The 26,016-nt window shown below is 55.8% G+C and carries 23 protein-coding genes; 5 read left to right on the top strand and 18 right to left on the bottom strand.

Translation table 11 applies throughout. From position 1 onward, the window contains the following. Positions 1-45: 45 nt before the first annotated feature. The 8 genes from ELR57_RS04510 to ELR57_RS04540 all read right to left on the bottom strand — a co-directional run bounded on the left by ELR57_RS04510 (position 46) and on the right by ELR57_RS04540 (position 5,212). Positions 46-1,266: a M14 family zinc carboxypeptidase gene (locus ELR57_RS04510; RefSeq protein WP_126957670.1), complete on the bottom strand. Its 1,221-nt coding sequence runs from the start codon at positions 1,264-1,266 to the stop codon at positions 46-48. 191 nt (positions 1,267-1,457) lie between these two features. Further along, positions 1,458-2,270 carry a glutamate racemase gene (gene racE, locus ELR57_RS04515; RefSeq protein WP_126957672.1) on the bottom strand — a complete coding sequence of 271 codons (813 nt, stop codon included), beginning with the start codon at positions 2,268-2,270 and terminating at the stop codon, positions 1,458-1,460. Between the two features lie 183 nt (positions 2,271-2,453). Beyond that, positions 2,454-2,753: a YtxH domain-containing protein gene (locus tag ELR57_RS28475; protein ID WP_126957674.1), complete on the bottom strand. Its 300-nt coding sequence runs from the start codon at positions 2,751-2,753 to the stop codon at positions 2,454-2,456. Positions 2,754-2,815: 62 nt separating this feature from the next. Beyond that, positions 2,816-3,304, bottom strand: coding sequence for a hypothetical protein (locus ELR57_RS04525; RefSeq protein WP_126957676.1), 489 nt, complete (start codon positions 3,302-3,304; stop codon positions 2,816-2,818). A 198-nt stretch (positions 3,305-3,502) separates the two neighbouring features. Continuing rightward, complete coding sequence (locus ELR57_RS04530) at positions 3,503-4,138, bottom strand: helix-turn-helix transcriptional regulator (protein ID WP_126957678.1); 636 nt, start codon at positions 4,136-4,138, stop codon at positions 3,503-3,505. A 189-nt stretch (positions 4,139-4,327) separates the two neighbouring features. Next, complete coding sequence (locus ELR57_RS04535; protein WP_126957680.1) at positions 4,328-4,762, bottom strand: DUF86 domain-containing protein; 435 nt, start codon at positions 4,760-4,762, stop codon at positions 4,328-4,330. 4 nt (positions 4,763-4,766) lie between these two features. Then, positions 4,767-4,910, bottom strand: coding sequence for a hypothetical protein (locus tag ELR57_RS28025; RefSeq protein WP_192896515.1), 144 nt, complete (start codon positions 4,908-4,910; stop codon positions 4,767-4,769). A gap of 14 nt (positions 4,911-4,924) precedes the next feature. Next, positions 4,925-5,212 (bottom strand): Dabb family protein, encoded by a 288-nt coding sequence (locus tag ELR57_RS04540; protein ID WP_126957682.1) that lies wholly within the window; start codon positions 5,210-5,212, stop codon positions 4,925-4,927. Between the two features lie 146 nt (positions 5,213-5,358). Here ELR57_RS04540 and ELR57_RS04545 point away from each other — a divergent pair, with 146 nt between their 5' ends. After that, on the top strand, positions 5,359-5,616 hold the full coding sequence (locus ELR57_RS04545; protein ID WP_126957684.1) for a hypothetical protein: 258 nt from the start codon (positions 5,359-5,361) through the stop codon (positions 5,614-5,616). Between the two features lie 112 nt (positions 5,617-5,728). On the opposite strand, the gene ELR57_RS04550 is transcribed toward ELR57_RS04545, so the two are convergent. Together ELR57_RS04550 and ELR57_RS04555 are read right to left on the bottom strand one after the other, a co-directional pair. Beyond that, positions 5,729-6,115, bottom strand: coding sequence for a cupredoxin domain-containing protein (locus ELR57_RS04550; RefSeq protein ID WP_126957686.1), 387 nt, complete (start codon positions 6,113-6,115; stop codon positions 5,729-5,731). A 139-nt stretch (positions 6,116-6,254) separates the two neighbouring features. Then, positions 6,255-6,728 carry a phage holin family protein gene (locus tag ELR57_RS04555; protein WP_126957688.1) on the bottom strand — a complete coding sequence of 158 codons (474 nt, stop codon included), beginning with the start codon at positions 6,726-6,728 and terminating at the stop codon, positions 6,255-6,257. A gap of 174 nt (positions 6,729-6,902) precedes the next feature. Between ELR57_RS04555 and ELR57_RS04560 the strand changes: the two genes are divergently transcribed. The 4 genes from ELR57_RS04560 (at position 6,903) to ELR57_RS04575 (ending at position 11,238) form a co-directional block, all read left to right on the top strand. Further along, positions 6,903-7,196 (top strand): hypothetical protein, encoded by a 294-nt coding sequence (locus ELR57_RS04560; protein WP_126957690.1) that lies wholly within the window; start codon positions 6,903-6,905, stop codon positions 7,194-7,196. A gap of 41 nt (positions 7,197-7,237) precedes the next feature. Next, entirely contained in the window at positions 7,238-8,182 is a 945-nt protein-coding gene (locus ELR57_RS04565; RefSeq protein ID WP_126957692.1) for an FAD:protein FMN transferase, read from the top strand. Beyond that, the gene (locus ELR57_RS04570) at positions 8,166-8,834 is read left to right on the top strand and encodes a ferric reductase-like transmembrane domain-containing protein (protein ID WP_126957694.1); all 669 of its coding nucleotides are present in this window, start codon (positions 8,166-8,168) and stop codon (positions 8,832-8,834) included. The genes ELR57_RS04565 and ELR57_RS04570 overlap by 17 nt, the downstream gene beginning before the upstream one ends. A 589-nt stretch (positions 8,835-9,423) precedes the next feature. After that, a complete protein-coding gene (locus ELR57_RS04575; RefSeq protein WP_126957696.1) occupies positions 9,424-11,238 on the top strand; it encodes an adenine deaminase in 1,815 nt (604 codons plus the stop codon). An 84-nt stretch (positions 11,239-11,322) separates the two neighbouring features. Here the strand turns inward: ELR57_RS04575 and ELR57_RS04580 are convergent, their stop codons facing one another. The 8 genes from ELR57_RS04580 to ELR57_RS04615 all read right to left on the bottom strand — a co-directional run bounded on the left by ELR57_RS04580 (position 11,323) and on the right by ELR57_RS04615 (position 25,994). Continuing rightward, a complete protein-coding gene (locus ELR57_RS04580) occupies positions 11,323-13,209 on the bottom strand; it encodes a hypothetical protein (RefSeq protein ID WP_126957698.1) in 1,887 nt (628 codons plus the stop codon). A gap of 12 nt (positions 13,210-13,221) precedes the next feature. Next, positions 13,222-14,007: a hypothetical protein gene (locus ELR57_RS04585; RefSeq protein ID WP_126957700.1), complete on the bottom strand. Its 786-nt coding sequence runs from the start codon at positions 14,005-14,007 to the stop codon at positions 13,222-13,224. 118 nt (positions 14,008-14,125) lie between these two features. Beyond that, positions 14,126-15,670: an extracellular solute-binding protein gene (locus ELR57_RS04590; RefSeq protein WP_126957701.1), complete on the bottom strand. Its 1,545-nt coding sequence runs from the start codon at positions 15,668-15,670 to the stop codon at positions 14,126-14,128. 89 nt (positions 15,671-15,759) lie between these two features. Beyond that, positions 15,760-16,644 (bottom strand): carbohydrate ABC transporter permease, encoded by an 885-nt coding sequence (locus ELR57_RS04595; RefSeq protein WP_126957702.1) that lies wholly within the window; start codon positions 16,642-16,644, stop codon positions 15,760-15,762. A gap of 33 nt (positions 16,645-16,677) precedes the next feature. Beyond that, on the bottom strand, positions 16,678-17,607 hold the full coding sequence (locus tag ELR57_RS04600) for an ABC transporter permease (RefSeq protein WP_126957703.1): 930 nt from the start codon (positions 17,605-17,607) through the stop codon (positions 16,678-16,680). A 198-nt stretch (positions 17,608-17,805) separates the two neighbouring features. Next, a complete protein-coding gene (locus ELR57_RS04605; RefSeq protein ID WP_126957704.1) occupies positions 17,806-20,121 on the bottom strand; it encodes a helix-turn-helix domain-containing protein in 2,316 nt (771 codons plus the stop codon). A 265-nt stretch (positions 20,122-20,386) separates the two neighbouring features. Then, positions 20,387-22,819 (bottom strand): glycoside hydrolase family 38 N-terminal domain-containing protein, encoded by a 2,433-nt coding sequence (locus ELR57_RS04610; RefSeq protein WP_126957705.1) that lies wholly within the window; start codon positions 22,817-22,819, stop codon positions 20,387-20,389. A gap of 34 nt (positions 22,820-22,853) precedes the next feature. Continuing rightward, the gene (locus ELR57_RS04615; RefSeq protein WP_126957706.1) at positions 22,854-25,994 is read right to left on the bottom strand and encodes an alpha-mannosidase; all 3,141 of its coding nucleotides are present in this window, start codon (positions 25,992-25,994) and stop codon (positions 22,854-22,856) included. Positions 25,995-26,016: the final 22 nt, after the last annotated feature.

The following is a 26,016-nucleotide window of genomic DNA, read 5'->3' on the forward strand; positions in this document are numbered from 1 at the left end:
GCTTCCCCCAAGTATAACAGACGCGAAGCGATGTCCAAACCGCGCCTATCTGTCGGAGGAGGGCCCAAGAGCCATCGCGGTCGTGAGGAGGCTGACCGTCTCGGGATATAGCTCGTCGAAGGACTCGAGCGGCAGAGGATTGCGGCCCCAGCCAAGCTCGATCGTGAAGCCGGGCCTGCGGAAACGCTGGATGAACCAATCCTTGAAGCCGGCATCGCTTCCTTCCAATCGAACAGGGCGATAGCCGGAGGCTTGCCCGAGCTGCTCCGCCCAGGCTTGCGAGCATGCGGGCTCCAAGCCGCGGTAGTTCCAATAGATCTCTTCCCCTTGAGTATGGAAGGAGAGAACGGCATGGAAGTCTGTTTCCTCCGTAAACCGGGCTAACGCCAATGCTTCCGGCTCGGACAACGGCGCCGAACCGGAATAGTCTCGCGGAGCCGGTCCGCGAATCCCCCTGCGCTTCTTCTCTTCGTCCCAATGAGCGGGGAACTGATCGTTCAGGTCGACTCCCCTTGCGTTGGCTTTCCAGCGAGTGAACCGCGTAGAGCCATGGTTCCACCGCAGCAGCTCCTTGTACAGCGGATGAGAAGGCTGCAGTTCTTCCAGAGTCAGGTCGACGCCGTCGGGATTTACCATCGGAACGATCCAAAGCGTACAATCCCGGTACAGCTCGGAAGCCGGCATGCCGCCGATCGGCGCATGTCGCTTGCAGGCTCTCGCATATTGCTCGGCGAAGCGCATCAACGCCAGAGAGGTGATCCACTCATTGGCATGTACCGAGCCATTCGCTTGAAGCCGGAACGGCCCGTCTCCGATCCGTAGCGCATGGATCGGCTTGCCGAGCACGCTCTGGCCGATGACGCTCGTTACGACGAATGGATATTCCCGGCGCAGCTTCTCGATATCCTTCGCCAGCTGGCCCGAGCCGTATTCCGCTTCGGACCGGACGATCCGATCCTCGCCTTGGGGAAGCGCCAGGATGCATTCCCCGCCGGAAATCAGCTCGGTCACGGACGCATTCAGCTCCCGAAGCCGAGCCGCCGTGCACCCCGCCTTGCGGGCGATGCTCTCCCAACTGTCCCCTTCTTGCACGGAATATCGGCGAATAGGGCCATCCGGGATCTGAAGGATTTCTCCCGGCAGCAGCCTTTCTCCCGACATGGAGTACGGGTTGGCGGCGCCTAGCGCCGTCAAGCTAATGCCGAAACGGGAAGCGATTCGGCGAGGCGTGTCTCCCTGCTGAACGACGTAGCTGCGAGTATCCACAAGGTCCACCGTCCTCTCTTGGATGAAGGTACGGAACGCGTCGTATCGCGCTCGTATTCACCCTATGAGCGGCCGAAAGCCAAAATGCCACCCCATGAAGATGTCCCAGGGATGGCATCGTTGCGCATTTTTATGATGTAGGACTCTTTGTTTCGATCACTCTCGAACCTCAAACGGAACGAAACGGCTTCTTAGGCGCCGATGTGCGGAACCTGCCAGACGACGGGAGTCAACCGAATCTGCTCGCCCAGCCATTCCTGCGCGATGAACTGGAATTTTCTCGAATCCCCGCTGCAGAAGAACTGGTGGATCGGAGATTCGTCGTTGCCGGCCAACTGATTGCTCTCATGCAGGATCGTGCTGATCTCCCTTGCGGTCTCCTCCGCCGAGCTGATAAGGGACACTCTCGGTCCCATGACCTCGGAGATGGAATCCGACAAGAACGGGTAGTGCGTGCATCCGAGAATGAGGCAATCGATGGGACTTGCCCGCAAGCTTAACAGAGAGCTGTTCACGGTCTCGTAAGTCTCGACCGAACGGAAATTGCCGTCTTCCACCAGCGTGACAAAATGAGGACAAGCCTTGCTCACGACTTCGATATGAGGAGACAACCTGCGCAATGCTTGTTCGTAAGCCCCGCTCTTGATCGTACCCTCGGTGCCGATGACCCCTATCTTGCCTGATTTCGTTCTTCCGATAGCCGCACGAGCCCCGGGATTGATAACGCCCACGACCGGGATGCGAACCCGGCTTCGAATGTCCTCAAGAGCGACCGCCGTTGCCGTGTTGCAGGCAATGACGATCATCTTCGGTTGGAATTGGGTCAGATAATCGACGATTTCTCGCGTGAAACGGACAATCTCTTCTGCGGGCCTGGGTCCATAGGGGGTTCGGGCCGTGTCGCCGAAGTATAGAATTTTCTCGCGGGGCAATTGGCGCATGACTTCTCTGACGACAGTCAGTCCTCCCACGCCGGAGTCCAAGACTGCGATCGCTTGCTGCACGGGAACACCGCTTTCTTCAGATGAGGTGATGTCGGAACATGATACATTATGAGACGTAGTTGCAAAAGGTACCTACATCTTAGCGTATATGCGGACAGGGTTCAAACAAACGCGCAGAAGCCGTCCGGCGGGAGCGGACGGCTTCCAAGCGAATGTCGCTTATTCGTTAAGAGAACGGCTCTCTTATTGCGCGATCGTCTCTTCTTCTTCGGTTGGAGCTTCGTCTTCTCCAGCCTTCCTGCCAAGCTTGGAACGAATGTCGACCGCCCAATTCGTCGACTTCTTCACGATGGATTGCGCGGTGGAACCCGCTTTCTTGCCGAGCTCAACCGTCTTCTCTCCTACCGTGTGCGCGGTATCCGCAATATCCTTGCGCAGCTCCTTGCCCGGCTTCGGCGCGAACAGCAGAGCGGTTACGGCACCCGTAACGGCCCCGGCAAGCGCTCCCCACAGAAAGGACTTCACTACTTTCTTCTCTGCCATCGATGATCTTCTCCTCTCCGGCGTGGCCGCGACCCGGCTTCGGCGCCGAGTCCTCGTTCCGGTCATCGCCGATGCTGTTCCGCATTCTCTCCCGACTTACGACCGTGTCCGTTCGGCGCGCTGCCGAAATGCTGATTCCAGGCATTCCACGCGAAGACTCCGAGCTCCATCCAATCGAGCGTCTCGCCGAGCCGCCGCGTCTGTTTGTCTTCCGTCGCGGCAAGCTGATCGGAGAGCTTCTGCGTCCAGCGTACCGCTGCGTCCGCTGCGACCCCGGCAGCGGCGCGAGCCGCCTCTCCAATCGCCCGCCCCCCTTGCGCGAGCGATTCCAATCCTTCCATCCCTTCCCGGCAAAGCCGGGCGGCGCCTGCCGCTTCACTGCCGAGCTGCCGCCATTCCGCTAGCGCGGCTTCCGCTTCGCGTCCTAGCCGAGCGGCCTCTTCCTCCCAACGGCTAAGCGATCGGCGCAGCGTGACAAAAGCGAAAACCAGCGTCACCGCCGCCGCCAAACATAACGCAGCCGCCGAATAGCCCAAGATCATCCATGCCATGCAGCGCACCTCCCTTCCTCTATCCTGAACGCATTCGGGACATTCGCCCATGCGGTTAATCCAGTATAAGAAGACTGGGCTTGTCTTGACACAGCGGACAGGTAAAATGGTTAAAATTATCAGGCGGACAGCCGCAGAACAAAAAAAGCGGCTCGCAGGCGTCTCCGCCGGCAAACCGCTCCTTCTCATTCCCGATTGCTACCCCTTCGCCGCGCGAATCAAGTACGTGCAGCGCATTCCGCCGTCCGCGAGGCATTCGGTCCGCTCCACGTCCGCGTCCAGCAGATCGCCGAACAGGCGCTTCTCGCAGCGGCACGCTTCCCGGTACCGATTCGCCACTTGGGCAATCGGGCAATTGTATTCATGAAGCCGATAACTGCCGTCCCCGGCGGCTTCCCATTCCGCCATATAGCCTCCGGCATTCTGGATGCCCGCGAGCTCGGCAACCTTCTCCTCGAGCCCCTTGTTCTCCATCCGGTCCTTATACTTGGCCTCCAGCTTACGCTTTCGACCCTCGAACAGCTGTCCGATGATCGCCTCCCCGGACACCTCTTCCAGCTCCCCTAGCAGCTCCAGCGTCAGATGGGGATAATTCTTGGGGAACAGCTCGTCCGCGCGTTCCGTTAATCGATATCGATAAGAAGGCCGTCCCATCGCCTGCTTGAGCAGCGACGAAGAGACAAGCCCATCCTTCTCCAGCGAATGAATATGGCGGCGTACGGCCATCTCGGTAATTCCGAGCGGTCTCGCCAGCTCGGCAATGCTGCTGCTTCCTCGCGTACGAAGCATTTGGACCAGTTGACTTCGCGTCGTCCCTTCTTCTGCTTGCGGCATGAGGCTCCCTCCCTTCACGGACATGAACGTTCCGTTTGAGAACGCGTCAACCCCTGATGATCTCTTTATTGTAACGGAAGATAGACAGGACGTAAATCGCGCCGAACAAATCCCCAAAGTTAACAAAAAAGCACCGCAGGCCGAACCGGGTTCGGCGAGCGATGCCATAGCGACTTAGAGAATCGCTGCTTACTTCTCCCAAGGATCAAGCTCCTTGCGCAGATATTCTCGGATATCCGCCTCGAAGCGAAGCAGCAGCTCGGACAGGCTTCCCGTGAGCGGATGCAGCTCGCCGCGCGGCCATCTGTCGTAATCCTGAACGAGCGGTCCGCGAAGATGCACCAGCGTCTTGATCGTCGCTTCATCCTCGGACGAGATAACGCCTTCTCCGGCGATCACTTCGATGATGTCCTCGTAGCTGCTGGCGTCCCTCATCATAAAACCGTCGATCAGGAAGTTCCCGACATCCGTCACGATCTCTAAGGCGAGATGCAGGGCCCGCTCTTGCGCCAGGCCCTCCAGCAGGGAGCCTGTCCAGGATTCGGCCAGGGCGTTAAGCGCATCGGCAACATCGGGTATGGAGCTGAGTCGTCGTTCGATGCCCTCGCGATTCACGTAGTACATAGATTTAACCTCCGTCGTTACGACGCTTGCGCTTCGCTTTGCGTTTTAACCAGGCGACCATGATGATCGCGCTGATAATGATGACGATGAGATACGTCATCATCTCGTACAGATCTCCGGCCCCGGAGTCGGTTGAGTTTGAGTTCATGTCGGCCCTCCTTGTTAGCTTTCGTAATCGACGCTAATGGAGGATTCCTTCGCCACGTTCATATGTTCGATAACCTTGACATGCTCGGGATGAACCTGATAAGCCCGAAGGCCATCCAGGGAATCGAACGTCGTCGTAAGGGCGATATCGTAGGACCGCTCGGAATGGAGCACGTCGATGCCGACTTCGATGGTTCGCAGGACGTCGATCTTGCCTTCCAGGTTGCGAAGAACCTGCGCCGTGCGCTCGATGCTCTCCGGACTGCGGTCTTTAAGCTTGAACAGGACAATGTGGGTTATCATTCGTCAATCTCTCCTTCTTCATTCGATTGGGATCGGCGGATGCCGCTGAGCCGCATGAGCCCCCATGTCTAAGCGCATACTACGGTCAATGAAGCCTGATCCGACGGGTAAATCCGTATTAAATGCATCTCTCAGGGGGACTACGCATGAACTATAAAGTGACATTGGTGCTAACGCTCTTCGCCGTGGCTTTGTGCTTGTTCAACTCCACCGGATACGATCCACACAACATCTTCTTATTCATGTTAAGCGTTCCAATCTGGTTCGTCGAGCTTTTTGGCGATATTCATCAGGTTAATGTGTATTTCATGTACGCGCTGACCATTGCCAGTTGGGCGTTGATCGGCTATTTCTGCGATGTGGGAATCGCCCGGGTTCAGAGAAAACGCCGGAGAGCCGCCTAGAAACGATTATCCCCCGTCTTTTAACGCATCGCTGCACTTACCGTTCGATCTCGCAACGCTAAAAAGGAGCCGGGAGGCTCCTTTTTTTGCGTTATTCTTCGCGGGGCGAGCTTTAAGCGGCGTCTACGATAATCTTAGCGATCATGTCCTTGTGGCCTTGTCCGCACATAATCGAACAATGGATCTCATAGGTCGCTCCCGGCTTGTCGAACGTATACTCCGCCTTCGGGCTGTCCTTGGTCAGGTTGATATTCAGATCGGCAATCGCGAAGCCGTGGTTCGTTCCGTTCAAGTTCGAGAAGCTAAGAACGTACGGAGTGTTCGGCTTCACGTGATATTCCGTTTCGTTAAAGTTGAAGTTCGTCGCCGTGATCTTAAGCAGCTCCGTGCCTTCGGCAACCTTCTCTTCCTTCGGTCTCTCGGGCAAACCGTCCGCAAGCAGATAGACGCCGAACAAGCAAGCGATGACAATCAATACAGGCATGGTCCACTTGTACATTGATGCTCCCCCTGATTCATTCAAATGTCTTTTCTTATTTTACCTAAAATACACAATTGAACTCAACTGTTCCAGTAGGGAGATCGTCAACTTTTTTTCACATATGACAAATTGATGAACATCTGCGGACGAAAATCGCTTATTTCTTAGAGTCTTTGTCTTTCTTCTCGTCAGCTTCCCCCGATTCAGGCTCGTCCGCCGCCTTCGGTTGGCCGCTTGAAGCGGTACCCGCCCGGTTCCTCAGGATCTGAATGGCCGAGCGAAGTTTGTCCGGCAGGGGAAGCCCCAGCCTCCCGTAATTCTCGATGACCGACAGCAGCTCGTTCACGATATAGAAATAAACGGCTCCGCTCATCGCCACATCGGCTCCCAGCACCTTGTCGATTCGATGCGCCACGATGACGATCAGCAGCATGAGCCCTTTTTTGGCCAAGCCCCAGAACCCGACGTTGCTGCTGAGCCCCTTCCCGTCGCGAAGCGAAGCTAACGTGCCGCTCACGTAATCGACGACCATGATCACGAGCAGGAAGCTTAACGATTCCGTCCAGTGGCCGAACGTGAACCCGACTATCGCTCCAAAGGTTACGCTTAGAATACCCAGATTAGGATGCATCCCCTCTCCCCCCTTAAACCTTTTGCTTCAATCACAATATATGAGAAGTGGACAAGATCGGTCTTGACGATTGCCAGGAATACTTGGCGGAGTCGACTATTTAAGCCAATTTTCAGATTGCGCTCAAGTGCCCCTAAGGTTCGGGCCTCATACTCGGATTAAGAGGTGAATACGATGGCCAATAAGAAAGGGATCAAATGGATCGTGGGCTTGTCCGGAGCGGCTTTGTACTCGGTCCTTGTCGGATATTTATCCCAGGGAACGGAAGACTCGGCGCACGCGACCGCGACCTCGAGCGTGAATCCTTCCCCCGAGCAATCCGATCAAGACAGCCTGATGCAGCAGTGGGGCAGCGATTCCGGAGGCCGGCACGGACGTGGCGGGTTCGGGAGTGAATTCGGGAGCGGCAACGACGGAGGCTTCACGGACAATTCCGACGGCGGCGGCCTGAGAACGAGAGGATCATAAAAAAACGCGCCTGAACGCGAAAGGATAAAGGAGACGCCGATATGCATACTTTCAAAGCCATGAGCACGACCTTCCATACGATCGGCCTGTCGTCCCTCTCCGAGCGCAAAGCCGAATCCTGGTTCGACTTCATCGAGAGAAACCTGAGCCGATTCCTGCCTTCCAGCGAGCTTTCGTCGCTGAATCGCAGCGAGGGACGGCCATTCCTTGCCTCCGCGCTGCTCTTCCAAGCGGTCAGCGCGGCCGAGAAGCAGTACCGGGAGACAGACGGCATGTTCAATCCCTATCTGGGCAAAGCGCTTATTGCGCATGGGTACTCCGACAGCATCGAGCATGTTCTCGCCGGTACCGGGAAGCCCGCGTTGGAAAAGGAAGACGCGCGGACGTTCGTCATGCCGGATGCGCCGGTCGTGCTGGACAAGCGAATGATGAGCATTCGCCTGCACCCTGACGTATCGTTGGATCTCGGCGGGATCGCGAAGGGATGGAGCGCCGAGCAGTTGGCCGCCATGCTTCGCCGGGAAGGAATCGCAGCGGGGGCCATCGACGCCGGCGGGGACATGGTCCTCTGGGGAATGCCGAAGCAAGGATGGGAGATCGGGATAGCCGATCCTCTGGACGACGCACGGAATACGGCGGCATTGAAGCTTGCGCGGCCGGCCGGCATCGCCACCAGCAGCATCATGAGAAGGCGTTGGGGGTCTCGGGAGAACTCGTACCATCATCTGATCGATCCCCGCACGATGCGGCCTGCTGAGACGGATCTCCTTCAGGTTACCGTGCTGGCTCCAACGCTGACGGAAGCGGAGGTTTATGCCAAGTGCCTGCTGATTCTAGGCTCCAAGGCCGGCATTCCGTGGCTGAAGGCTCGCAAGCCGGAGCTCGGGTTTATCGCCGTCGCCCGGGACGGACGGCTGCTTGGCGGCGACTCTCTCCGCGATTACGGCGAGCTGGCGGGAGGTGGCGCCCATGTCGCAGCTTTCTGAGCTGTTCTCGGTCTGGATCACGACTCGAGCCGGCGGACTAACCTCCTATCTGCTGCTTTTCGTCTCAACGGCCGCAGGTCTATTGATGAGCGGAAAGCTGAGCGGGAGAAAGAGTCAGGCGGCCATCCTCGCCGTCCATCAATGGGCGGGGTGGTTCGGCTTCCTGTTCGGGCTGATGCACGGCATGGTGCTGCTGTTCGACCGGTATGTCGGGTACTCCGCAGTCGAGCTGGCGGTTCCGTTCGCTTCCGACGATCATCGCTGGCTGAACGGGATCGGCACGCTGTCGCTTTATATCTCCGCGATTCTGATCGCCAGCTCCGACCTGATGAAGCGGCTTGGACGCAGGCTCTGGCGCGCCATTCACTTCCTGGCGTTCGCGGGCTACGGAATGGCTCTGGCCCACGGCATTCTGCTCGGAACCGACACCCGGAACGCCGGAATCGCCGCCATGTACGCCGCAACCGGCTTGATCGTCGTCGGGCTGCTCGTTTATCGCATTTATTCGGCGATGAAGAAACCGCTGGCTTCGCCGTCTCCTTCAAAGGGGGGCAAAGCGGATAGGCCTCCTCGCGATTATGGCGATGGGCGGACCGTCGCGATCGAGTATATTCCTCCGGCGGAGACGAACCGGATTCGATTGGAGAAGTAAGCAAGGGGACCCCTTGGTCGTCGGAGGCGGTAAGGAAGTTGATTTGGGTAGCTGCTACCCATTTGCGTGTTATCCTGCCGACATAAGACTGGATTTGGGTAGCTGCTACCCATTTGCGCGCGTTCTTGCCGGCATGAGGCCGGATTTGGGTAGCTGCTGCCCATTTGCGTGCGATCCGGCCGACATGAGGCTGAATTTGGGTAGCTGCTACCCATTTGCGCGCGATCCTGCCGGCACAAGGCTGAATTTGGGTAGCTGCTACCCATTTGCGCGCGTTCTTGCCAGCATGAGGCCGGATTTGGATAGCTGCTGCCCATTTGCGCGCGATCCTGCCGGCACAAGGCTGAATTTGGGTAGCTGCTACCCATTTGCGCGCGTTCTTGCCAGCATGAGGCCGGATTTGGATAGCTGCTGCCCATTTGCGTGCGATCCGGCCGACATGAGGCTGAATTTGGGTAGCTGCTGCCCATTTGCGCGCGAGGCTATTCCCACCCTTCAGTAGCAAGCTAGTTCACATTCCGTTTGCGCAAAAGCGGTACGAGATGGGATACTAGGAGTATTGACTTGCGAATTGGAGTGTGGAATCGACATGTTATTTTCTAGACCGCCTTTATCCGAATGTTTCGAGAGCCTTGTGTCTACCGCCAGGGGAGACAGCAAGGCTTCTCTTGTCGTACAGAACGGAACTCTCGTGAACGTCGTCTCCGGCGAATTGCTTCCCGGCATGTCCGTTGCCGTGCAAGGCTCTCGCATCGCCTACGTCGGCAAGGATGTCTCGCACCTCATCGGCCCCGAGACGAAGGTTATCGACGCCAAAGGCAAATTCATGGCGCCGGGGCTGCTCGACGGGCATGCCCATATCGAGAGCACGCAGCTTACCGTGACGGAGTTCGCGAGAGCGGTGCTGCCGCTCGGGACGACCGGCGGGTTCTTCGATCCGCACGAGATGGCGAACGTGTTCGGCATCGAAGGGATCAAGCTGATGCGAGAAGAAGGTCTTCAGACTCCTCTTGCCTCTTACATGCAGGTAGCTTCCTGCGTGCCGGCCGCCGGCTCCGAATTCGAGACGACCGGCTCCTCGGTCGAACCGGCGGACGTCGCCGAAGCGTTCGGCTGGGGGCCGGACATGATCGGCCTGGGCGAAGTAATGAACTTCCCGGGCGTCGTCTACGGGGATTCGAAGATGACGGCGATCCTGAAGGAGACGCTGAAGGCGGGCCGCATCGCAGACGGCCACTTCACATGGCCGTCGAGCGATTGGCGGCTCCCGGCGTACGCGGCCAGCGGCGTTAGCGGCGACCACGAATGCGTCACTCCCGAGGATGTCATCGAGCGCATTCGGCTCGGTATGTATGCCAAGATGCGCCGCGGCTCCGCTTGGCACGACGTGGCGAACACGATTCGCGCGCATACCGAGCACGGCATCGATACCCGGCGCATGATGCTCGTCACGGACGACCGTAGCTCGGAATCGATCCGCGACGAAGGGCATATGAACTTCGTCGTCAGAGACGCCATCCTTCAAGGCGTGAAGCCGATCGTCGCCATCCAGATGGCGACGATCAACACGGCGGAGCGCTTCGGCGTCGCGCGCGATGTCGGCTCGATCACGCCGGGCAGCTTCGCCGATATTCTGCTGCTCGACGGGCAGCTCGCCGACGTGAACGTCGCGATGACGATCGCGGCCGGACAGGTCGTCGCGGAGAACGGCAAGATGGCGATCGAATTGCCTCGGTACGCCTACCCGGAGAAGGTGCTCAATTCGGTGCGCCTGAAGCCGGATATCACGGCCTCGGCTTTCGAGATAGCGGCTCCCGTCGCATCGGGCGAAGCGCTCGTGCGCGTCATCCAAGTCGTGGAGAACCACGTCGAGACGCCGGAGCTCAAGCTCAAGGTGCCGGTCGCGAACTCGCTTCTCGCGCCGACGCCGGACAGCGGCTTGTGCAAGATCGCCGTCCTGGAGCGCCACAAGGAGACCGGCAACCGCTCGGTCGGCCTCGTAGCGAACATCGGCTTCACGAAGCCTGCCGCCATCGCGATGACGGTCGCGCACGACAGCCACAACGTTCTCATCATCGGCAATTCGGACGAGCTCATGGCGCAGGCCGCGAACGAGGTCATCCGCATGCAAGGCGGCACGGCCGTCGTCACGCGGGAGGAGACGACCTCCTTCCCGCTCCGCATCGCCGGACTCATGTCCGCGGAACCGTTCGAGGTTGCCGCCGAGCAATCGGCCTCCATTAGCCGTGCGCTCGTCTCCGCCGGATGCACGCTGAATTACGCCTTCATGACGCTGTCGCTGCTCGCGCTCGTCGTCATCCCGACTCTCCGCATCTCCGACAAGGGCCTTGTCCGCATCTCGGAGTCCGGAATCGAGTTCGTCTCGCTGTTCTGCGAGGAGTAAACGTGAAGAGGCGACACCCTCTCCGGAATTTCGCGGAGGGTGTCGCCTGTTTTATTCAGATTTGTTCCTCTCGTTACTTCTTGGCTAGAGAACGGTTACGGACACCGTGTAATTGGTTCCGGCTGTGCTTGTCTTGGCAATTCTCAGGATATGGGTAGTCGCGTCGAACGTGTAGTCCATGCCCGCTGTCAGCGTTGCGCCGTTGATCTTGACGTTAGCCAATGCGGCAGCGCCCGTATAAATATCCAGCTCCTCGAAGGACTGATCGAAGCCCATGCTCAACGTTCGTGAAGCCGCATTCCAGTTCATGCTCGTAAGATTGATATTCTGATAGCTATGACGCGAATTCGTGCCGATCAGAATAGGATATACTCCCCCGTAGTTTTGCTCGAGATCTCGGAACAGAAGCTCTCCCCACGCCTGGGATTCCCCCATTCCCGCGTACCCGAGCTCGTTGCGAATAACCAGCGCATCGTTCGTATCCCACTGTGGAAGCTGCAAGAAATGGCTTAATGCATTCAAGGCTTTGGGACTTTGCTTATTGTTATAGGCCAAGTAGGTCTTCGTCGTGTAGTAGCCTTTGTTATTGCTTTCATTAATGTCTTGCAGGTGCGTCTCATATTCGGCGGCCTTGGCATCGATCGCGCCTTTGAACTTCCGGATGCCGTATATGGCATTCCCCAGCCCGTCATTATCGTTCGCGAACAAGCTGGTCGCTGCCGCCGGGAATTTGTCATACACGAACTGAGCCAATTGCGCGTATGTCTTGCCGGCAATCGTCGTCGTGCTGTCCACATCGGCCATGACCGACAGACCATACAACAACGGACCGAATTCGCCGTAGTACAAGGAACCGTTCGTTATGTCTTCGTAGGAGGACCAATTATGATTCGTGTAATCGTTCATATTCCGGTACATGATGGCGATAGCGTTGTTTAAGACCGCTCTGGCATCGGTATCCGTCGGATGACTGGCACTCCAGGAGGCTAGCCCCATCACCGGATAGCCGTAGTTCATCAGTCTGCCGAATAGATAATTATCGTACTTCGCGGAATTGTACTCCGTCGGTTCATAGCTGTCCGCCGTCCCGCCAAGCATATGGGAGCCGAACCTTACCTTCTCCAGATACTCGCTCCACTTCGTTCCTTGAGTCAAGGTACCGTTATACTTGAAGTAAGAGCTGCCGTTCGATTGCAGGATTCCCTCGAAACGGCTGGGATTGTTCTTCGCCAGGTCTTCTCCCCGCACGAAGCCCTTGCCGTCGTCATACAGAAGCCACGCTTGGCTCCCCCATTGCTTGACTGAGCCGAAGAATGTCGGATTGCCAATTCCGTCGTTATTAACGGCCTTTACGATCAGCCTCGGGTTGGCGATCGAGCCGCTCGTTGGCGTAATCGAGCCTTCCACCTCGGCGACACCGCCGTGAATCGTCACTTTGAAGTACACGTGCACCCGGTTCTCGTCCTTGGTAAACTCGACAACCATCGAATTCGTAGCCGGATCGAAGGTAACGGACTTCGTCGTCGGATTCGAGACTTCTATCGGCGTAAGCCCGTCATAGCCATAGGCGAACCGAAGCGCGCCGAGCGGATTGGAGCCGTAAGTGCTCTCCTTGAATGTGATCCTAGGAACCGACAGGTCGCCGGTTACGAGGTAGATACCATTGTCGAACTTGAGCTGCGGGTCCACATAGACGCTCTGCCCTTGACCGTACCGGAAGTCCGACCATCGATGCGTGGGCAATCCCCTCGGCATGCTTTCTTTGACGAAGTTCGCCAGGTTCTGAGTCATGCCGAGCGCATACGTCTGAGGCAGCGCCTGCAGGCCCAACAGCATCTCCGCGGAATCGGTGCTCCATCTCATGCTGCTCTCGATATAACCCCGGGTCTCCGTATTGCGGTAATCTCCCAACTGCGGGTCGTAATAGATTCGTTGGCCTCTCTCCTGTGGCTTAACCAAGTAAGACGACACGTTCCGTACGTCCTACTGATTGGATCTCGCAACGGTGTTGCCGTTCGCGTCGACTACGTCGACCATGTAGACATAGGATTTCTCGGTTTCCAGCGTACTAGAATAAGTAAGCGCATTCACATTCGTGATCGTCGAATCCAGATAATAAGGATGCATCTGGGGAAGGTATTGGAAGTTCTTGCTCCAATCGCCGCCTGCGTACGTTCTTAAGGCCGGATACGTCTTCGGGAACTTGTAAACCTTGTACGAACCGAAGTTGCTCCCGGTATACTTCGCCCAACTCAGCGAGACCTGATTGGAAGAAACCGTGCCCGAAGTCAGAGCGAAGGAAGGATAGGGCACGACGTTCACGTCGAACCACAAACCCAGATTGTTCAGGAAGGTACCGTCTGCCTTGACGGGACGCAAGTACACCCGGCTTGTCCCGATCTCCTCCTGTCCGGTGAAGCTGAATTCGAATCTTCCCGTGCCGCCTGTCGCGATGCCGGAATAGTTGGGAGCGGCAGGACGGTTGTATTGAAGCCATTTGTCGTAGCCGGTGAAGATCGAGCCTGTCTCATTGGCGTAGGTGCTGTCCGTATTAGCCAGAACGACTTCGTTGCTCGGCCAGCCGAACAGCCACGCGTCGCTGCCCGTATTCTTCAGATCGACCCAGAAATGCCCCGTCTCGCCGGGATGAACGATAATTGAAGAATTACTCTCCGCCACATATTGCGCGCTGAAGTTCGCATATGCCGGAGCACTCGCCAAGAACACGGATAGCAGGCCGGTTAACAGGATAAATCGGTTCTTGCTCATGGAATGAATCGCCTCCTATTGGGTATTGACCATTATTAGACCGCCGATGATGCTGTAGGTAAAAAGCCCTCGATAAGAGGGCTTTCCAACTGGTATTCGTTACTTGCTACTAGTCTCGTTACTTGTTGGCTGCCAGGAACGCGTCCGCTTGTTTCTGGAACTCCCCGATAACCTTGTCGAGTCCGGCCTTCTTCAGTTCCTTGCTGTATTGCGGCACGGCCGTTTCCGGATCCAGTACCCCCGCCGCAATGCCGTACTTGTACTTATTCTCGATGGTGCTCATCGCGGCAAGCTCGGTTTTGACCGGAGTTTGATCGAAGTTAAAGCCCATGATCGGACTGAACAACTTCGTGTCTTTGTCGAAGTTCTGGAGCTGCTCCATGAAATCTGGAGCATCGGATGCCTTCGGTTTCAGGAACTTCGGATTCTGCCACATCCATTCCGGCGGCGCGTACCCGATCTTCGAAGCGTCTGCGCCTTCCGGCGTTACGATCTTGCCGTCCTTAACGTCGTAATGCGTTCCCTTCACGCCATTCGTCATCATATCGTAGTTCTCTTCGTTCTCCTGAATCCAGTTCAAGAACATGATCGCTCTGTCGATGTTCTTCGACGACGACGCGACGCTTTGGAAGTTCCAGGTCGTCGTAGGCATGTAAGGCTCCGTCGTGAGCGGAATCTTCACGAATTCGACTGCCGCGCCTTCTACGGCAATGTTGCGGTAATAGTTATTGTACTCGTACACGTCTCCCCCGCCGATAGCGGCCTTGCCGGAGTTAAAGTCTGCACGGATATCCCGGCCGACCATGACATCCTTGTCAATGTACCCTTTCTGGTACAGCATCCGGCTAAAACGGGCATCCTCCAACGTCTGAGGACGATCGTATTTCGCTTCCGCCTTAAGCGTGGCGTAATTGAATACGATGCCGTCAGAAACGGTGCTCTGAACGACTTCGCCTCGGCGGAATTCAGCCGGCGGTTCGTTAAAGACGATCATCTCCGGATTGTTCTTCTTCACCGCTTCCGCGTAGGCAAGCAGATCGTCCAGCGTTTTTACTTCCGGCAACCCGTACTTCTCGCGCAAGTCTTTGCGGAGCGTGGCCGTATAGTAGCCTTTCGTCGTCCCTAGCGCGCCAGCCGGAACGCCGTATTTCTTGCCGTTTACCGTAACCGGCGGCCAGTATTTCTCATCGAGAGCGGACGTGATGGCTTGACCATGCTTGGACAATGCCTCGTCCAGCGGGGCGATCGAGTTCGACTTGACCAACGTGCCCAGAAGAGCCGGCTCCGTCCACATGATGTCCACTTGTTCGCCGGCGGTCAGCATGACGGGCAGCTTCTGGAAGTAATCGCCCCACGGAATGTATTGATACTTCAGCTTCACGTTGACTCCGTCTTCCGCCAGCTTCTTCTCCAGTTCTGCCGTCACCCTGTCTTGATCGGGCTGAGCATCGCCAGGATAGACAATGTTCAGCGTCACGACCGGCAGCTTCTCGGAATCGTTCTTCCCGCTTGCTTGCGCCGAAGGCGAGCTGCTTCCGCTAGCTGCCGGCGAGCTCTCTTGGCCCTCCGACTGATCCTTGTTCGAACCGCAAGCGCTCGCCAACCCTACAAGCAGAAGGCTTGTGAGAGAGATCCCCATCGTTTTTCTAATCGAATTACGCATGCTTGTTCCTCCCTTTTTATGATAAGGCCTATTTATACAGATCTTTGCAGATTGTATACGAAGTTACGAAGTCGTCATCGAAGCTCTGCTCAACCCTTCACGCTGCCGAGCGTCAGCCCCTTAACGAAATAACGCTGCAAGAACGGATACAGCAGGATGATCGGGCCGATCGTAAGTACCGTCGTCGCCATCTTAACGCCTTCTTTGGGAATAGCCGCGGCGGCTATGGATGAATTCGCCGCATTGGACGCCGCGTAAGAGATATTGGATGTAATGCTCCGAATGACCATCTGGAGCGGATACAGGTCGCGGTCGCTCACGAGCATAAGCCCCAGCCACCAGTCGTTCCAATAACTGATCGCATAGAACAAACAGATCGTCGCGAGTCCGGGCAGTATTAGCGGCAATGCGATTCGGACCAACAACTGGGCATCGTTCGCCCCGTCGATCTTGGCGGCTTCGAATATCCCGTTGTCGACGGTGGAGATGAAGCTTCTCATGATCAGGAGATTAAACGCGTTAACCGCATAGGGAAGCATTAGCGCGAGCAACTGGTCGTACAGGTGCAAATACTTCGTCGTAACGATGTACCAAGGCACGAGACCCCCGTTGAACAGCATCGTAAAGTAGACGAGAAACGAGATCGGGCCGGCCATTCTCCATTCTTTTCTCGATAAAGCGAATGCCATCATCGTCGTTAACACCATGCTTATTAACGTTCCGACTACGGTCACGATTACCGTCACCCGATAAGCGTTCAGAATGGTCGAGCCTCTCCCCAGCACGAACTTGTAAGCCGCCAGCGACAAGTCGTGAGGGAATAGATCGAAGCCGTTCGCCCGAATGTACTGCTCGTTCGTCAACGATGTCGAGATGATCGTCATGAACGGAATGATGGCGACAATGACGAACACGAGCATGTAGACATAGGCAAAACCTACAACGAGTTTATCGGCTGTCGAATAGTGTTTCATCTGCTGGCAATCCTCCTTTCCCGTATTCGTCTTCTAGAACAGAGCGGAATCCTTGTCGTATCTCCGCACGGCTGCGTTAACCGAGAAGACGAGTACGAACCCGATGACGGACTGCATCAGCCCTGTCGCGGATGACATCCCTACGTCGTTCAAGGTGCGAAGCGCACGGAATACGTAGGTGTCGATAACGTCCGTCGTAGAGAACAGCAGGCTGTTGTCGCCGACAAGGCCGTAGATCATCCCGAAGTCCCCGTAGAAAATCCGGCCGATGGCCAGAAGAAGCAAGATGATAATCGTCTTGGAGATGCCGGGAATGGTAATGTGCCACATCTGCCGTATCTTGCTCGCGCCGTCTAACGAAGCGGATTCATATTGCTCCGGGTCGATTCCCGCGATCGCCGCAAGGTAGATGATGCTGTTAAACCCGACCGTCTTCCACACGTACAGTACGACCAGAATACCCGGCCACAATCCGGCCGAGTTGTACCAGTTGACCGGGCTGAAGCCCAGACCCTGCAACCAGCCGTTCAGAATGCCGGAGTCCGTGTTCAGGAAGTTGTAGGCGAATACGGAGACGATAATCCAGGAGATAAAATTCGGTAAAATAACGAGCGATTGCGTGATTTTCTTGAAGATAACCAGCCTGATTTCGTTCACCAGCACCGCGGTAAGGACCGCCAGAACGGTGCCGATGCCGATGAACAGCGCATTCAAGAATAACGTGTTGAAGATAACTCTCAGAACCGATGCCGTATCGACCGTCAGGAATCGAAAGTTGTCCAATCCGTTAAACGGACTGCCGAAGATCCCCAAGTCAAGGCGATATTCTTTGAACGCGACGATTACCCCCGTCATAGGCAAATAACAAAAGAGCACGAAATAAAGCAGTCCCGGCATGGCCAACAAATAAAGGAATTTGTTCTTGACGAGATCGGTCGCTATGAAGCGTACGGTTCTCCTCACGTTATGCCCCCCTTTCTTTTAGCTTCGTCTTCGTTGGCTTACGGACTCCAATGTAGCGCTTTCATAAATACCCGACAAGTTAGAAAAAGCAATATCGTTTCTATTTGCGTAGGTTCAAAGCCGCATAAAAGCTGCTCTGGCGCCGATCACAGCTTTTCAAACCTCTTAGCATTCCAGCACGAGAACGACGCCCCCGAATCAAAGGGCGCCGTCGCTCTTGCTCGCATGCTTCCGATACTCGGTCGGAGCCATGCCCATATGCTTCTTGTACCAGGTGACGAAGTAGGAAGCGTTCAGGAACCCCACCCTCTCCCCGATCTCCTTCACCGTAAGCTTCGTATTCGTCAGATAATCGTTCGCCTGTCGGAGACGAAGCTCCGTGACGTACTCCAGGAACGTCCGGTTAAACAATTCCTTGAACAATCGGCCAAAGTAAATGCCATTGTAATGGAACCGTTCGGCTACCCATTCGATCGACAACTCGGGATTCCCGCATTGCTCTTCCAGGAAGGAAGCGATCTCTTCCGCCAGGCCGGACTTCGGATTCTTCTTGTTCTCCTTCGATCTCTGTATCGTCTCCGTCACCTGCCTGGCGAACCATTCCTCCACGAGCTGCAGGGATTCCATTCTCTCTAGCGATCCTAATGTCTCGATAAAGTCAGCGGATGTCGCCGACATGGAAGAGCTGGGAGAGCTCGCGGCATAAACCGAGAACAGCAAGTACGAGATCGCGGACCGAATCGTCGTATAGGACGCATTCCGAATCTCGTTGAACACGTCGGCGACGGCCGCTTCCGCCTTCTCTTCCTTCGCCGCCTTGATCGCCTCCAGCAGAGCTTTCTGTTTATCATAAGGATAATCGAAGTCGTCGTTAACCTTCGACATGACCTCCTCATAGAAGAGAATCTGTCCCTTGCCGTGAACGAGCCGGTACAATGCAGCCTCCTTCGCGGTCAAATACGATTCGCCGATCTCATGTCCTCTGCAGGCCGGTTGGCCTAAGCCTATCGTGAGCGTGACGCCATAGGTGCGAGTCACCTCTTGCTGCAATAAGCGCAACGCCTCCAAGGTCGGGTCGGGAATCGATTGACCTCCATGGCTTCCTTCAAGCAAGGCGACGACTTCTTGGTCGACCTTAACGATATCGCAAGCCAGCCTCGTCCGCAGAACCTGCTCCGCAAAGTCGGATATAACGGCCGGAACCGTAGGGACGATCGAATCCGACTTCAATAATAACTCCTGAATGCCATCGAGCTTCAGAACCGCCACTCGCATTGGAGCTTCCCCGGCCGGATCTACGTTCAACCGGTAGTGCCTGGCATCTCCCGGCTCCGGTACCCGGATGCCATGCAGCAGCTCCTTCAGATACTCGTTCTTCACGGATAGATGGGAGCTTCGGTCCTTGGCTTCGAGCCTCTCGTATTTCTCCGTAATGCTGGCATAGAACCGAGCCAAGATCTCCATCTCGCTCAGATTCTTCTCCGGCGCGAATCCGGTATCGAGCTTGGAATCGAGCACTTTCCGAGCCAGCTTGTTTAGAGGCGAAGAGAGCATCCCGCTTAACACGGCGGAAACCCCAAGAGACAGGAGGAGCAGAATCAGACAGGTCCAGACAGCCGTTCGCCGGATGTGGGAGATTTGCTCATTGGCCACATTGTACGGAATCGCGGAGACAAAGTACCACCCAAGCTGCTCGGAATGGGTATAGGAGACCAGCATTTTCCTACCGTCGCTCGAATCCGTGAAGCTTCCGTTCGTATCGGAATGTAAGACTCTCTTGATGTAAGGCGTCTCGGCGAGATCGCTTAGAAATTCGCTTGGCTCGGGCGAGAAGACGACACGTCCTTGCTCGTCCAGAATGAGAACGCGGTCGCCGTTATTCTCTTCGTTCTGCCGGTTGGCGATGCTATCCAGCGTAATATTCAGGATGATGGCGCTAACGATCTCGCGGCTCTCGTAATTGCGGTCGTAGTAGAAGAACGTATAAACCCTCTTGCCCGCTTCCTCCGCTCCTTCCACTCGGAGCGTTCGAGGAACCGCGCGGCCCAAGTTCTGAACGGTCTCCTTCTCCGTTAACCACTGGATCGTATCCGCCTCGGCTCTCGCCTTGTCCCGGTCTGTTCCGACAAGAGCGCGGTCGTGACTGTTGTATAAGGTAATGGAATCGATATTCTTGTTCGTTAGCAACAGGTCGTTTAATTTCCTCAACGTCGCGTTGTAGAGAAAATAATCCCCTCTCGTATCCGGGCTATTCATGATCTGGATCAGATCGTTGTCCAGCGACAGCTGAAGCGTGAGCTGCCGGGCTTGGTCGAGCAGGATCTCGAACAGGCTTCTGCTCTGATCCAGTCTTTTCTCGGAGATCTCGTTAATCTGCTCGGCCGCTCCGTTGGAGAAAGCCTGGGATAGCAGCGCGGTGATCGTTAAGGCAACTACGGCAAGCAATACGACAAAAGATAAAAAGAACTTAGCGAACAAGGAATTCAACCGGATTTTATCTGTCCAACGCTTCATATTTCTCCCCCTGTGTCATCCCGCAAGAATAAAGCGTTTACATAAAACGGCTGCCTATTGAAAGGAAATCATACATTTAAGATTAAACGATTCTCCGCGTAAATGAAGTTCGATTCTTATAGATCGTTTTGAAAAATGAACTATTCTAGTAAAATGCCGAAAATCAATAGTACCATAGACTTCCCTAAACGATAAGAGCCGTATCGCATAATCGCGAAACGGCTTCTTGCGTCCTATGAATCGGGGCTGCCTGAGGCGGGGGGACCTATCCGTCGCGATCGGTTCTCAAACTGACGATCCCGGTTCCCATCATACGGCATTTGGCCAGTGCCTGATCGAGTTCGGGCCACTCGTTCCCCCATGCGACGGAATATTTAAATTCATAGAATCCTTCCAGGCTTGCTTTAAAGTTAGTCTCCCAGTAATTGGTCATTAACCACGTGTATAGGTTGGGCTGTCTCGACGCCAGTTCGGGATGCCCGCTAAGCAGCCTCTCTTCGTACTCCAGAGATCCGACTTGAACCAGCGGGGTATCGGGCATGGAGATGATGACGCTCTGGCTGGCGCCTTTAACGACAACGCCATGCTGAACGGTATAGAAGTCGGTTCCCGTCCCCCATATCTGATCTTCCCATGGCCTCATCGGTCGACAGCCTTTATCCAGCCACAGCTCGTTATGCTCCGAACGCTCGGCCTCGAACGGCAAAGAAATATACACATTCTCAGGATCCCAGACGCAATCCTTCTGAATTCGCAAGGCAACGTCTACGCGGCGCATATCCGCGTTGGCTGTCAGCATCGCCGAATAATATCTCATACCCGGCGTCTCGTAGACCAGCTCTACGCATGCGAGAACGTCTCCTTGAAAAAGCGGCTTCGCCTGGATCAATCGGCCGACGGATCTTCTTACGTTCATGCCTTTGCGATTGCGCCCCATGGCTCTGCGTATGTTCGCCTGAGCCTCGGGGGAGGCAGAAGGCGAGATCTCATATACCGGGGCGAATGCGGTATGTTCGGCTTCGGGGCGAATAAGCTCCCGGCCGTTCTCCTTGTCGAACCAGGATATAATGCCAACGCCCTGCTTCCACTTGATTCTCAAATACGGAGTTTCCAAAGAATGCTCCGTCAGAACGATTGACGGCCGCATGGCCTCTTCTTCGGGCAACGGTCGAACATCGGTCACCCCATCGCTGCCGCTGAACGTGAAGCTGGAGATCGTCCTAGGCCGAGTCCGTTCAACCGGCTCTATCGCCAATATGCGCTGTCCGTTCGCTTTAATGCGCAACGGAACCATGATGATTCGGCCTCTGCTTACGTGGATGAATTGATGCTTCAGCTCTTCTCCGGTAGCGGTATCGATAACTCGAATCCCTTTCTCCAACAGCCCGATCTCCCAGCTATCCACTAGCAGCTGAGCGAAGTCCTCCGCATCCTCCGGGTACGGATTGACGATTTTGTATCGAAGAGGTCTCCACGGGTAAAGCTCCGTTTCCCCCATACGCTCATACAAATCATCCAGCAGAATGCAGGACAGCCGCGCCCCTTCCGCAGCGTACGATTGTTTTCTTGCAAGCATCGCATTGGACAATTGACTGAACGGTTCTGCGACCGAGGCGGAGTGTCCCCACGTATGTTCCGCGTACATCATCAGTTGATAAGCCGCTTTGTCCCGCAATTCCCTATTGCCGCCGTCTTCCTCCTGAAGCAAGCCCGCTAACTGCAGGTTACGCTGACCCTGTCGGAACAACCGCGTCGATTCCGGCGTGCTGGCATAGCCGTCCGACCACCAATCCGGCCATTCCCCGCGGTAGACGGGAATTTCGCCGGCTTCGCTCCGAACGTTACCGAAGAAGGAATGCAGAGTCGCCATTTCCAGATGTATCCGTTCCCCGTGCTTATCGTTCCAGTCGCGGACCAAATCGACGATAGCTCCGTTCGGGGGCGCATTGTCCGTCACGAGCCCGGACAAGGGGATCGGTACAAAGTCGAAGGGGTACCCTTCCGCTTCCAGTTGGCCGAGATACCGGGTCACCCGTTCATATCTGATTTGCTCCTCGTTCTCCGTAATCATGGGCGGATTGTATTCGTCATCGATCAAATAAGACTGTATGCCTTTCGGAACGAGACCGAGATCGTTCCCCAGCATGTAATGCTCGGAATTCCAAACAAGCAGACGACGATGAGGCTCCGTCTCCCACCAGAACGGATATTGCTTGCGTCTGGCCGGGTACATGCCATGATGAGTGTGCACGCAGAAGAACAAATTCTCCACGCCGTTCTCCATCAACGCTTTGGCATTATCCAATCGAAACCCGTTGATATCCGCGGCCATGGCGCTTCTCATCTCAATGCCGAGGCTCCGGCCATAAGCGGCGGCTCGGCGCACGGCCGGAAGCATCAGTTCATAATCGGCGAGCTCGGTCAAATTCAAATAATTGGCCGTGAGCTCGATGTTCCCCGCTTGGACGGCCTCTTCGAAAGCCTCTACTTGTTCGGCGCTCGCCAGCTGCAAAAAACGTTCGACCGCCCAAAACGTCTCGCACACCCATTTGAACCCTTCCTTTTCCTTTTGCAGCTTAACGGCCTGATTCAAAAATTGGGCATGATACCGCTCGATCTTCTCCTGCCTGTCGGTATAGCCAATATCCGTATGCGTATGATGGATCAGATAGAGTTTCCATTTTTTCTTGATATCCATTAGCTGCCGCCCCTTATGCTGCTGGTTTATCCATTTACCCCAACGTTATTAGGAAGGTCTTGATCTCATATGGCTTTAGCTCGAAACGAATCTCGGGTTCTCTTCGCTCCTCTTCCAACGGTCGTTCCAGCAAATCGCATTCCTGCCAAGTCGCAATTCCGTAATCGCTCGTCAGGCGAACCTTGCTTCGCGCGCCCGTAAACTCATGGAGTCGGACAACGATCGCTTCGGCGTCTTCCGCTTTCTTCACCGCATCCACCATGGCGTTGCCGCAGTCGACCCGGAACAGCGATTTGCCCGATGCCGATGACGGTCCATGAGCGCAGTGCAACGGACTGTTTAACTCCCAAGCCTCTCGCACGGTTTGCGCCTTGACCCAATCTCCCGAATGCGGGTACAAGGAGTAGACGAATTCGTGCATGCCCAAATCGGCATTCGGATCCGGGTAGATGGCGGATTTAATCAAGGAAAGGCGCATGACATTGTCCTTGATATCGTAGCCGTATTTGCAATCGTTCAGGAGACTGACCCCGTACCCGTACTCGGACAGATCGGCCCATTGATGGCCAACCGTCTCGAACCGGGCGAAGTCCCAGCTTGTATTCCAATGCGTTGGACGTTTTACGTTGCCGAACTGGATATCGTAGGTAGCCTCGGTGGATCGGACGTCTACCGGGAAAGCCGCCTTCAGCAGCTGCTGCCTTTCTTGCCAATTGACTTTGGTCGCGAAGTCGATTCTGCGGCTATCCGCATACACGGTGAGATCCTGAACGATCGTGGAATCCATGTACGTCCAAGTAAATCTTGCCGTGGCCAATAGCGGACCGTTCGCGATCCATTCTACCGAAAGAAGGTCTTTCACTTCCCGTAATTTCTCTTGGTAATAAATGTCGATGTCCCATGCGTCGAACATCTTCGGCTTATCTTCAAACACCTGCAGCACGTTGCCCCGTTCGCCAACCGCAAGCACCTGCCGATCCGCAGCCTTGTCGTAGATGGACGTTAGTTGTCCTTCTTCGTTCCAGTCAATCTCGTAATGAGGCGTGGACACTCCTGCAGCCCGAACGTCAAAGCAGCTCTCCCGCGGCGCCTGCTCGCCCTGGCCGAAACGAATCGATCGGCAGCCGAATGCGGGAATCCCCTTGACCCGGACCTTCCACTCTCCTGCTGTCCGCTGAGCCGGCAGCTCTCTGCCCTCCTCGTCTAACCACGCGCCGTCAGCCCCGAACGCGCCCCCCGAAACCGTAACAAGATCCTCGCGCTCGTAGGAAGCTCCGTTGTAGACGGTAACGACGGACGAACCGTCTTTGACGGGAGAAGCCAAAGCGGATGCCGCTAGAGTTAGGTTGTTCTGGCCGCATCTCTCCGCTTCGTCGTATTCGGCGCGGGAATCCGCATAGACTTCCGCGATCGACGAGCCCGGAATAATATCGTGGAACTGATTGCGCAGCAGGATGCGCCAGCCTTCCGCCAAGCTGGAGACCGGATAAGCGTTCCAGCCGCCGGCAACGGCCGCATGCAAGACGCTCATCCACTCCGCCTCTCGGTAAAGCAGTTCTAACTTTCGGTTCATCCTCTTATTATGGGCTTGGCTCGTATACGTGCCCCGATGGAATTCCAAATACAATTCTCCATCCCACGTATGAACGTACTGATCCGTGCTTGCCACCGTTTCATGCAGCCGTTCGAAGTATTGATCCGCCCGGCCCGGTACGGCCCTCGGAATGCCCGGCATATCCTCCAGCCTTCGGCGCATTTCCAGCATGTCGCGATTAACGCCGCCTCCGCCGTCGCCGTATCCGTAGGCAAGCAGCAATTCTTGATTAAGCCCCTTATCCCGGTATGTATCCCATATTCCTTTCACCGCGAAAGGCTCCGTTAAGCCGTTATAAGTATAATACCAAGCCTGAGAGCCCGGCCCCTCCGGAGTCGTGATGAAGTGAGTAAGCACTTCGGATCCGTCGATGCCCCGCCAGCGGAACGTGTCATGCGGCATGCGATTATATTGATTCCAACTGATCTTGGTCGTCATCATCGTGTCGATGCCGGACTTAAGCAAGATTTGCGGCAACGCCCAGCTGTATCCGAACACATCCGGCAACCAGAGATAGCTGCATTCCACGCCGAATTCTTCCCGGAAGAATCGGGTTCCGTAGAGGATTTGACGAACCAGCGACTCCCCGCTCGTCAAGTTGCAGTCCGCCTCGAGCCACATCGCGCCGCCCGCTTCCCAACGCCCTTCAGCCACTCGCTCTTTGATTTGCCGATAGATCTCCGGATAATCCGACTTCATATAAGAATAGAGCTGGGGCTGCGATTGGAGGAAAACATACTCCGGATACAACTCCATCAGCCGCAGCACGGTCGAGAACGAGCGCGCCGCTTTCTCCCGGGTATGCGACAAGCGCCATAACCAGGCAACATCGATATGGGTATGGCCGATGCAGCTAACCGTTACCGGATGGGCATGCTCCCGCTTCAAACGCCGCATTTCATCCGAGAGCAGCGCTTCCGCCTGATAGACCGATTCGTAGAACGCCTCGGATCCCGCTCTCGACCAATCGATCAAACGGAAAGCGCGATCCAGAGCTTTCGTCAATTGCTGACGTTCCGGCCTATCCTCGGACAGCACTTTTACGCTCTCCAGTATGGCTTTGGCCGAATAGAATGCATGGTCCACCCGCATGTCCAGGCAGGCGAGAGCCGCTTGCTTGAATTCGTGCTCTTGCAGTACAGGCTCTCCGCCCCCTTCCAGACCCGACCAAAGCCGGAAAACAAGCTCAACCTCCGTCCCGGCAAGCCCCGCGTGGAGAAAGACTTCCTGATGGTTGGAATCTACGCCTTGATAGGGCTTGCCGTTGATAAACAGCAACGACTCGAATCCCGAGTTGTTTCCCGCTCCCGTCTTGCCGAAGTCGAACAGGCCGCAGATTGTCCGCCCGTCCCATTCTTGCGGGATTGCGACTTTACGGCTCAGCCAGATATACAAGTCCCTGCCTTTCCAGCGGTCTCCCCTCGAGACGAACCTATCCGCAGCGATAGCAGAAGGATAGGCGCCGATCCTCTGTTCTTTGTCCTCTGCAAAGGCCCATCCCCCCAGCTCCACCGTATCCCGATACCGGTATTTCTTCAATTCGTGGATGCGCTGCTCCAGTTTCTCCAATGTCCACAACATCTTGTCATCCCCCTCGTCTTTC

The sequence above is a fragment of the Cohnella sp. AR92 genome (genome assembly GCF_003990975.1).
Lineage (GTDB): Bacteria > Bacillota > Bacilli > Paenibacillales > Paenibacillaceae > Cohnella.

Coding starts and splice junctions, on each gene's coding strand:
- ELR57_RS28475 (WP_126957674.1), bottom strand. CDS start 2,753: ATGGCAGAGAAGAAAGTAGTGAAGTCCTTTCTGTGGGGAGCGCTTGCC.
- ELR57_RS04525 (WP_126957676.1), bottom strand. CDS start 3,304: ATGGCATGGATGATCTTGGGCTATTCGGCGGCTGCGTTATGTTTGGCG.
- ELR57_RS04530 (WP_126957678.1), bottom strand. CDS start 4,138: ATGCCGCAAGCAGAAGAAGGGACGACGCGAAGTCAACTGGTCCAAATG.
- ELR57_RS04535 (WP_126957680.1), bottom strand. CDS start 4,762: ATGTACTACGTGAATCGCGAGGGCATCGAACGACGACTCAGCTCCATA.
- ELR57_RS28025 (WP_192896515.1), bottom strand. CDS start 4,910: ATGAACTCAAACTCAACCGACTCCGGGGCCGGAGATCTGTACGAGATG.
- ELR57_RS04540 (WP_126957682.1), bottom strand. CDS start 5,212: ATGATAACCCACATTGTCCTGTTCAAGCTTAAAGACCGCAGTCCGGAG.
- ELR57_RS04545 (WP_126957684.1), top strand. CDS start 5,359: ATGAACTATAAAGTGACATTGGTGCTAACGCTCTTCGCCGTGGCTTTG.
- ELR57_RS04550 (WP_126957686.1), bottom strand. CDS start 6,115: ATGTACAAGTGGACCATGCCTGTATTGATTGTCATCGCTTGCTTGTTC.
- ELR57_RS04555 (WP_126957688.1), bottom strand. CDS start 6,728: ATGCATCCTAATCTGGGTATTCTAAGCGTAACCTTTGGAGCGATAGTC.
- ELR57_RS04560 (WP_126957690.1), top strand. CDS start 6,903: ATGGCCAATAAGAAAGGGATCAAATGGATCGTGGGCTTGTCCGGAGCG.
- ELR57_RS04565 (WP_126957692.1), top strand. CDS start 7,238: ATGCATACTTTCAAAGCCATGAGCACGACCTTCCATACGATCGGCCTG.
- ELR57_RS04570 (WP_126957694.1), top strand. CDS start 8,166: ATGTCGCAGCTTTCTGAGCTGTTCTCGGTCTGGATCACGACTCGAGCC.
- ELR57_RS04575 (WP_126957696.1), top strand. CDS start 9,424: ATGTTATTTTCTAGACCGCCTTTATCCGAATGTTTCGAGAGCCTTGTG.
- ELR57_RS04585 (WP_126957700.1), bottom strand. CDS start 14,007: ATGAGCAAGAACCGATTTATCCTGTTAACCGGCCTGCTATCCGTGTTC.
- ELR57_RS04590 (WP_126957701.1), bottom strand. CDS start 15,670: ATGCGTAATTCGATTAGAAAAACGATGGGGATCTCTCTCACAAGCCTT.
- ELR57_RS04595 (WP_126957702.1), bottom strand. CDS start 16,644: ATGAAACACTATTCGACAGCCGATAAACTCGTTGTAGGTTTTGCCTAT.
- ELR57_RS04605 (WP_126957704.1), bottom strand. CDS start 20,121: ATGAAGCGTTGGACAGATAAAATCCGGTTGAATTCCTTGTTCGCTAAG.
- ELR57_RS04610 (WP_126957705.1), bottom strand. CDS start 22,819: ATGGATATCAAGAAAAAATGGAAACTCTATCTGATCCATCATACGCAT.
- ELR57_RS04615 (WP_126957706.1), bottom strand. CDS start 25,994: ATGTTGTGGACATTGGAGAAACTGGAGCAGCGCATCCACGAATTGAAG.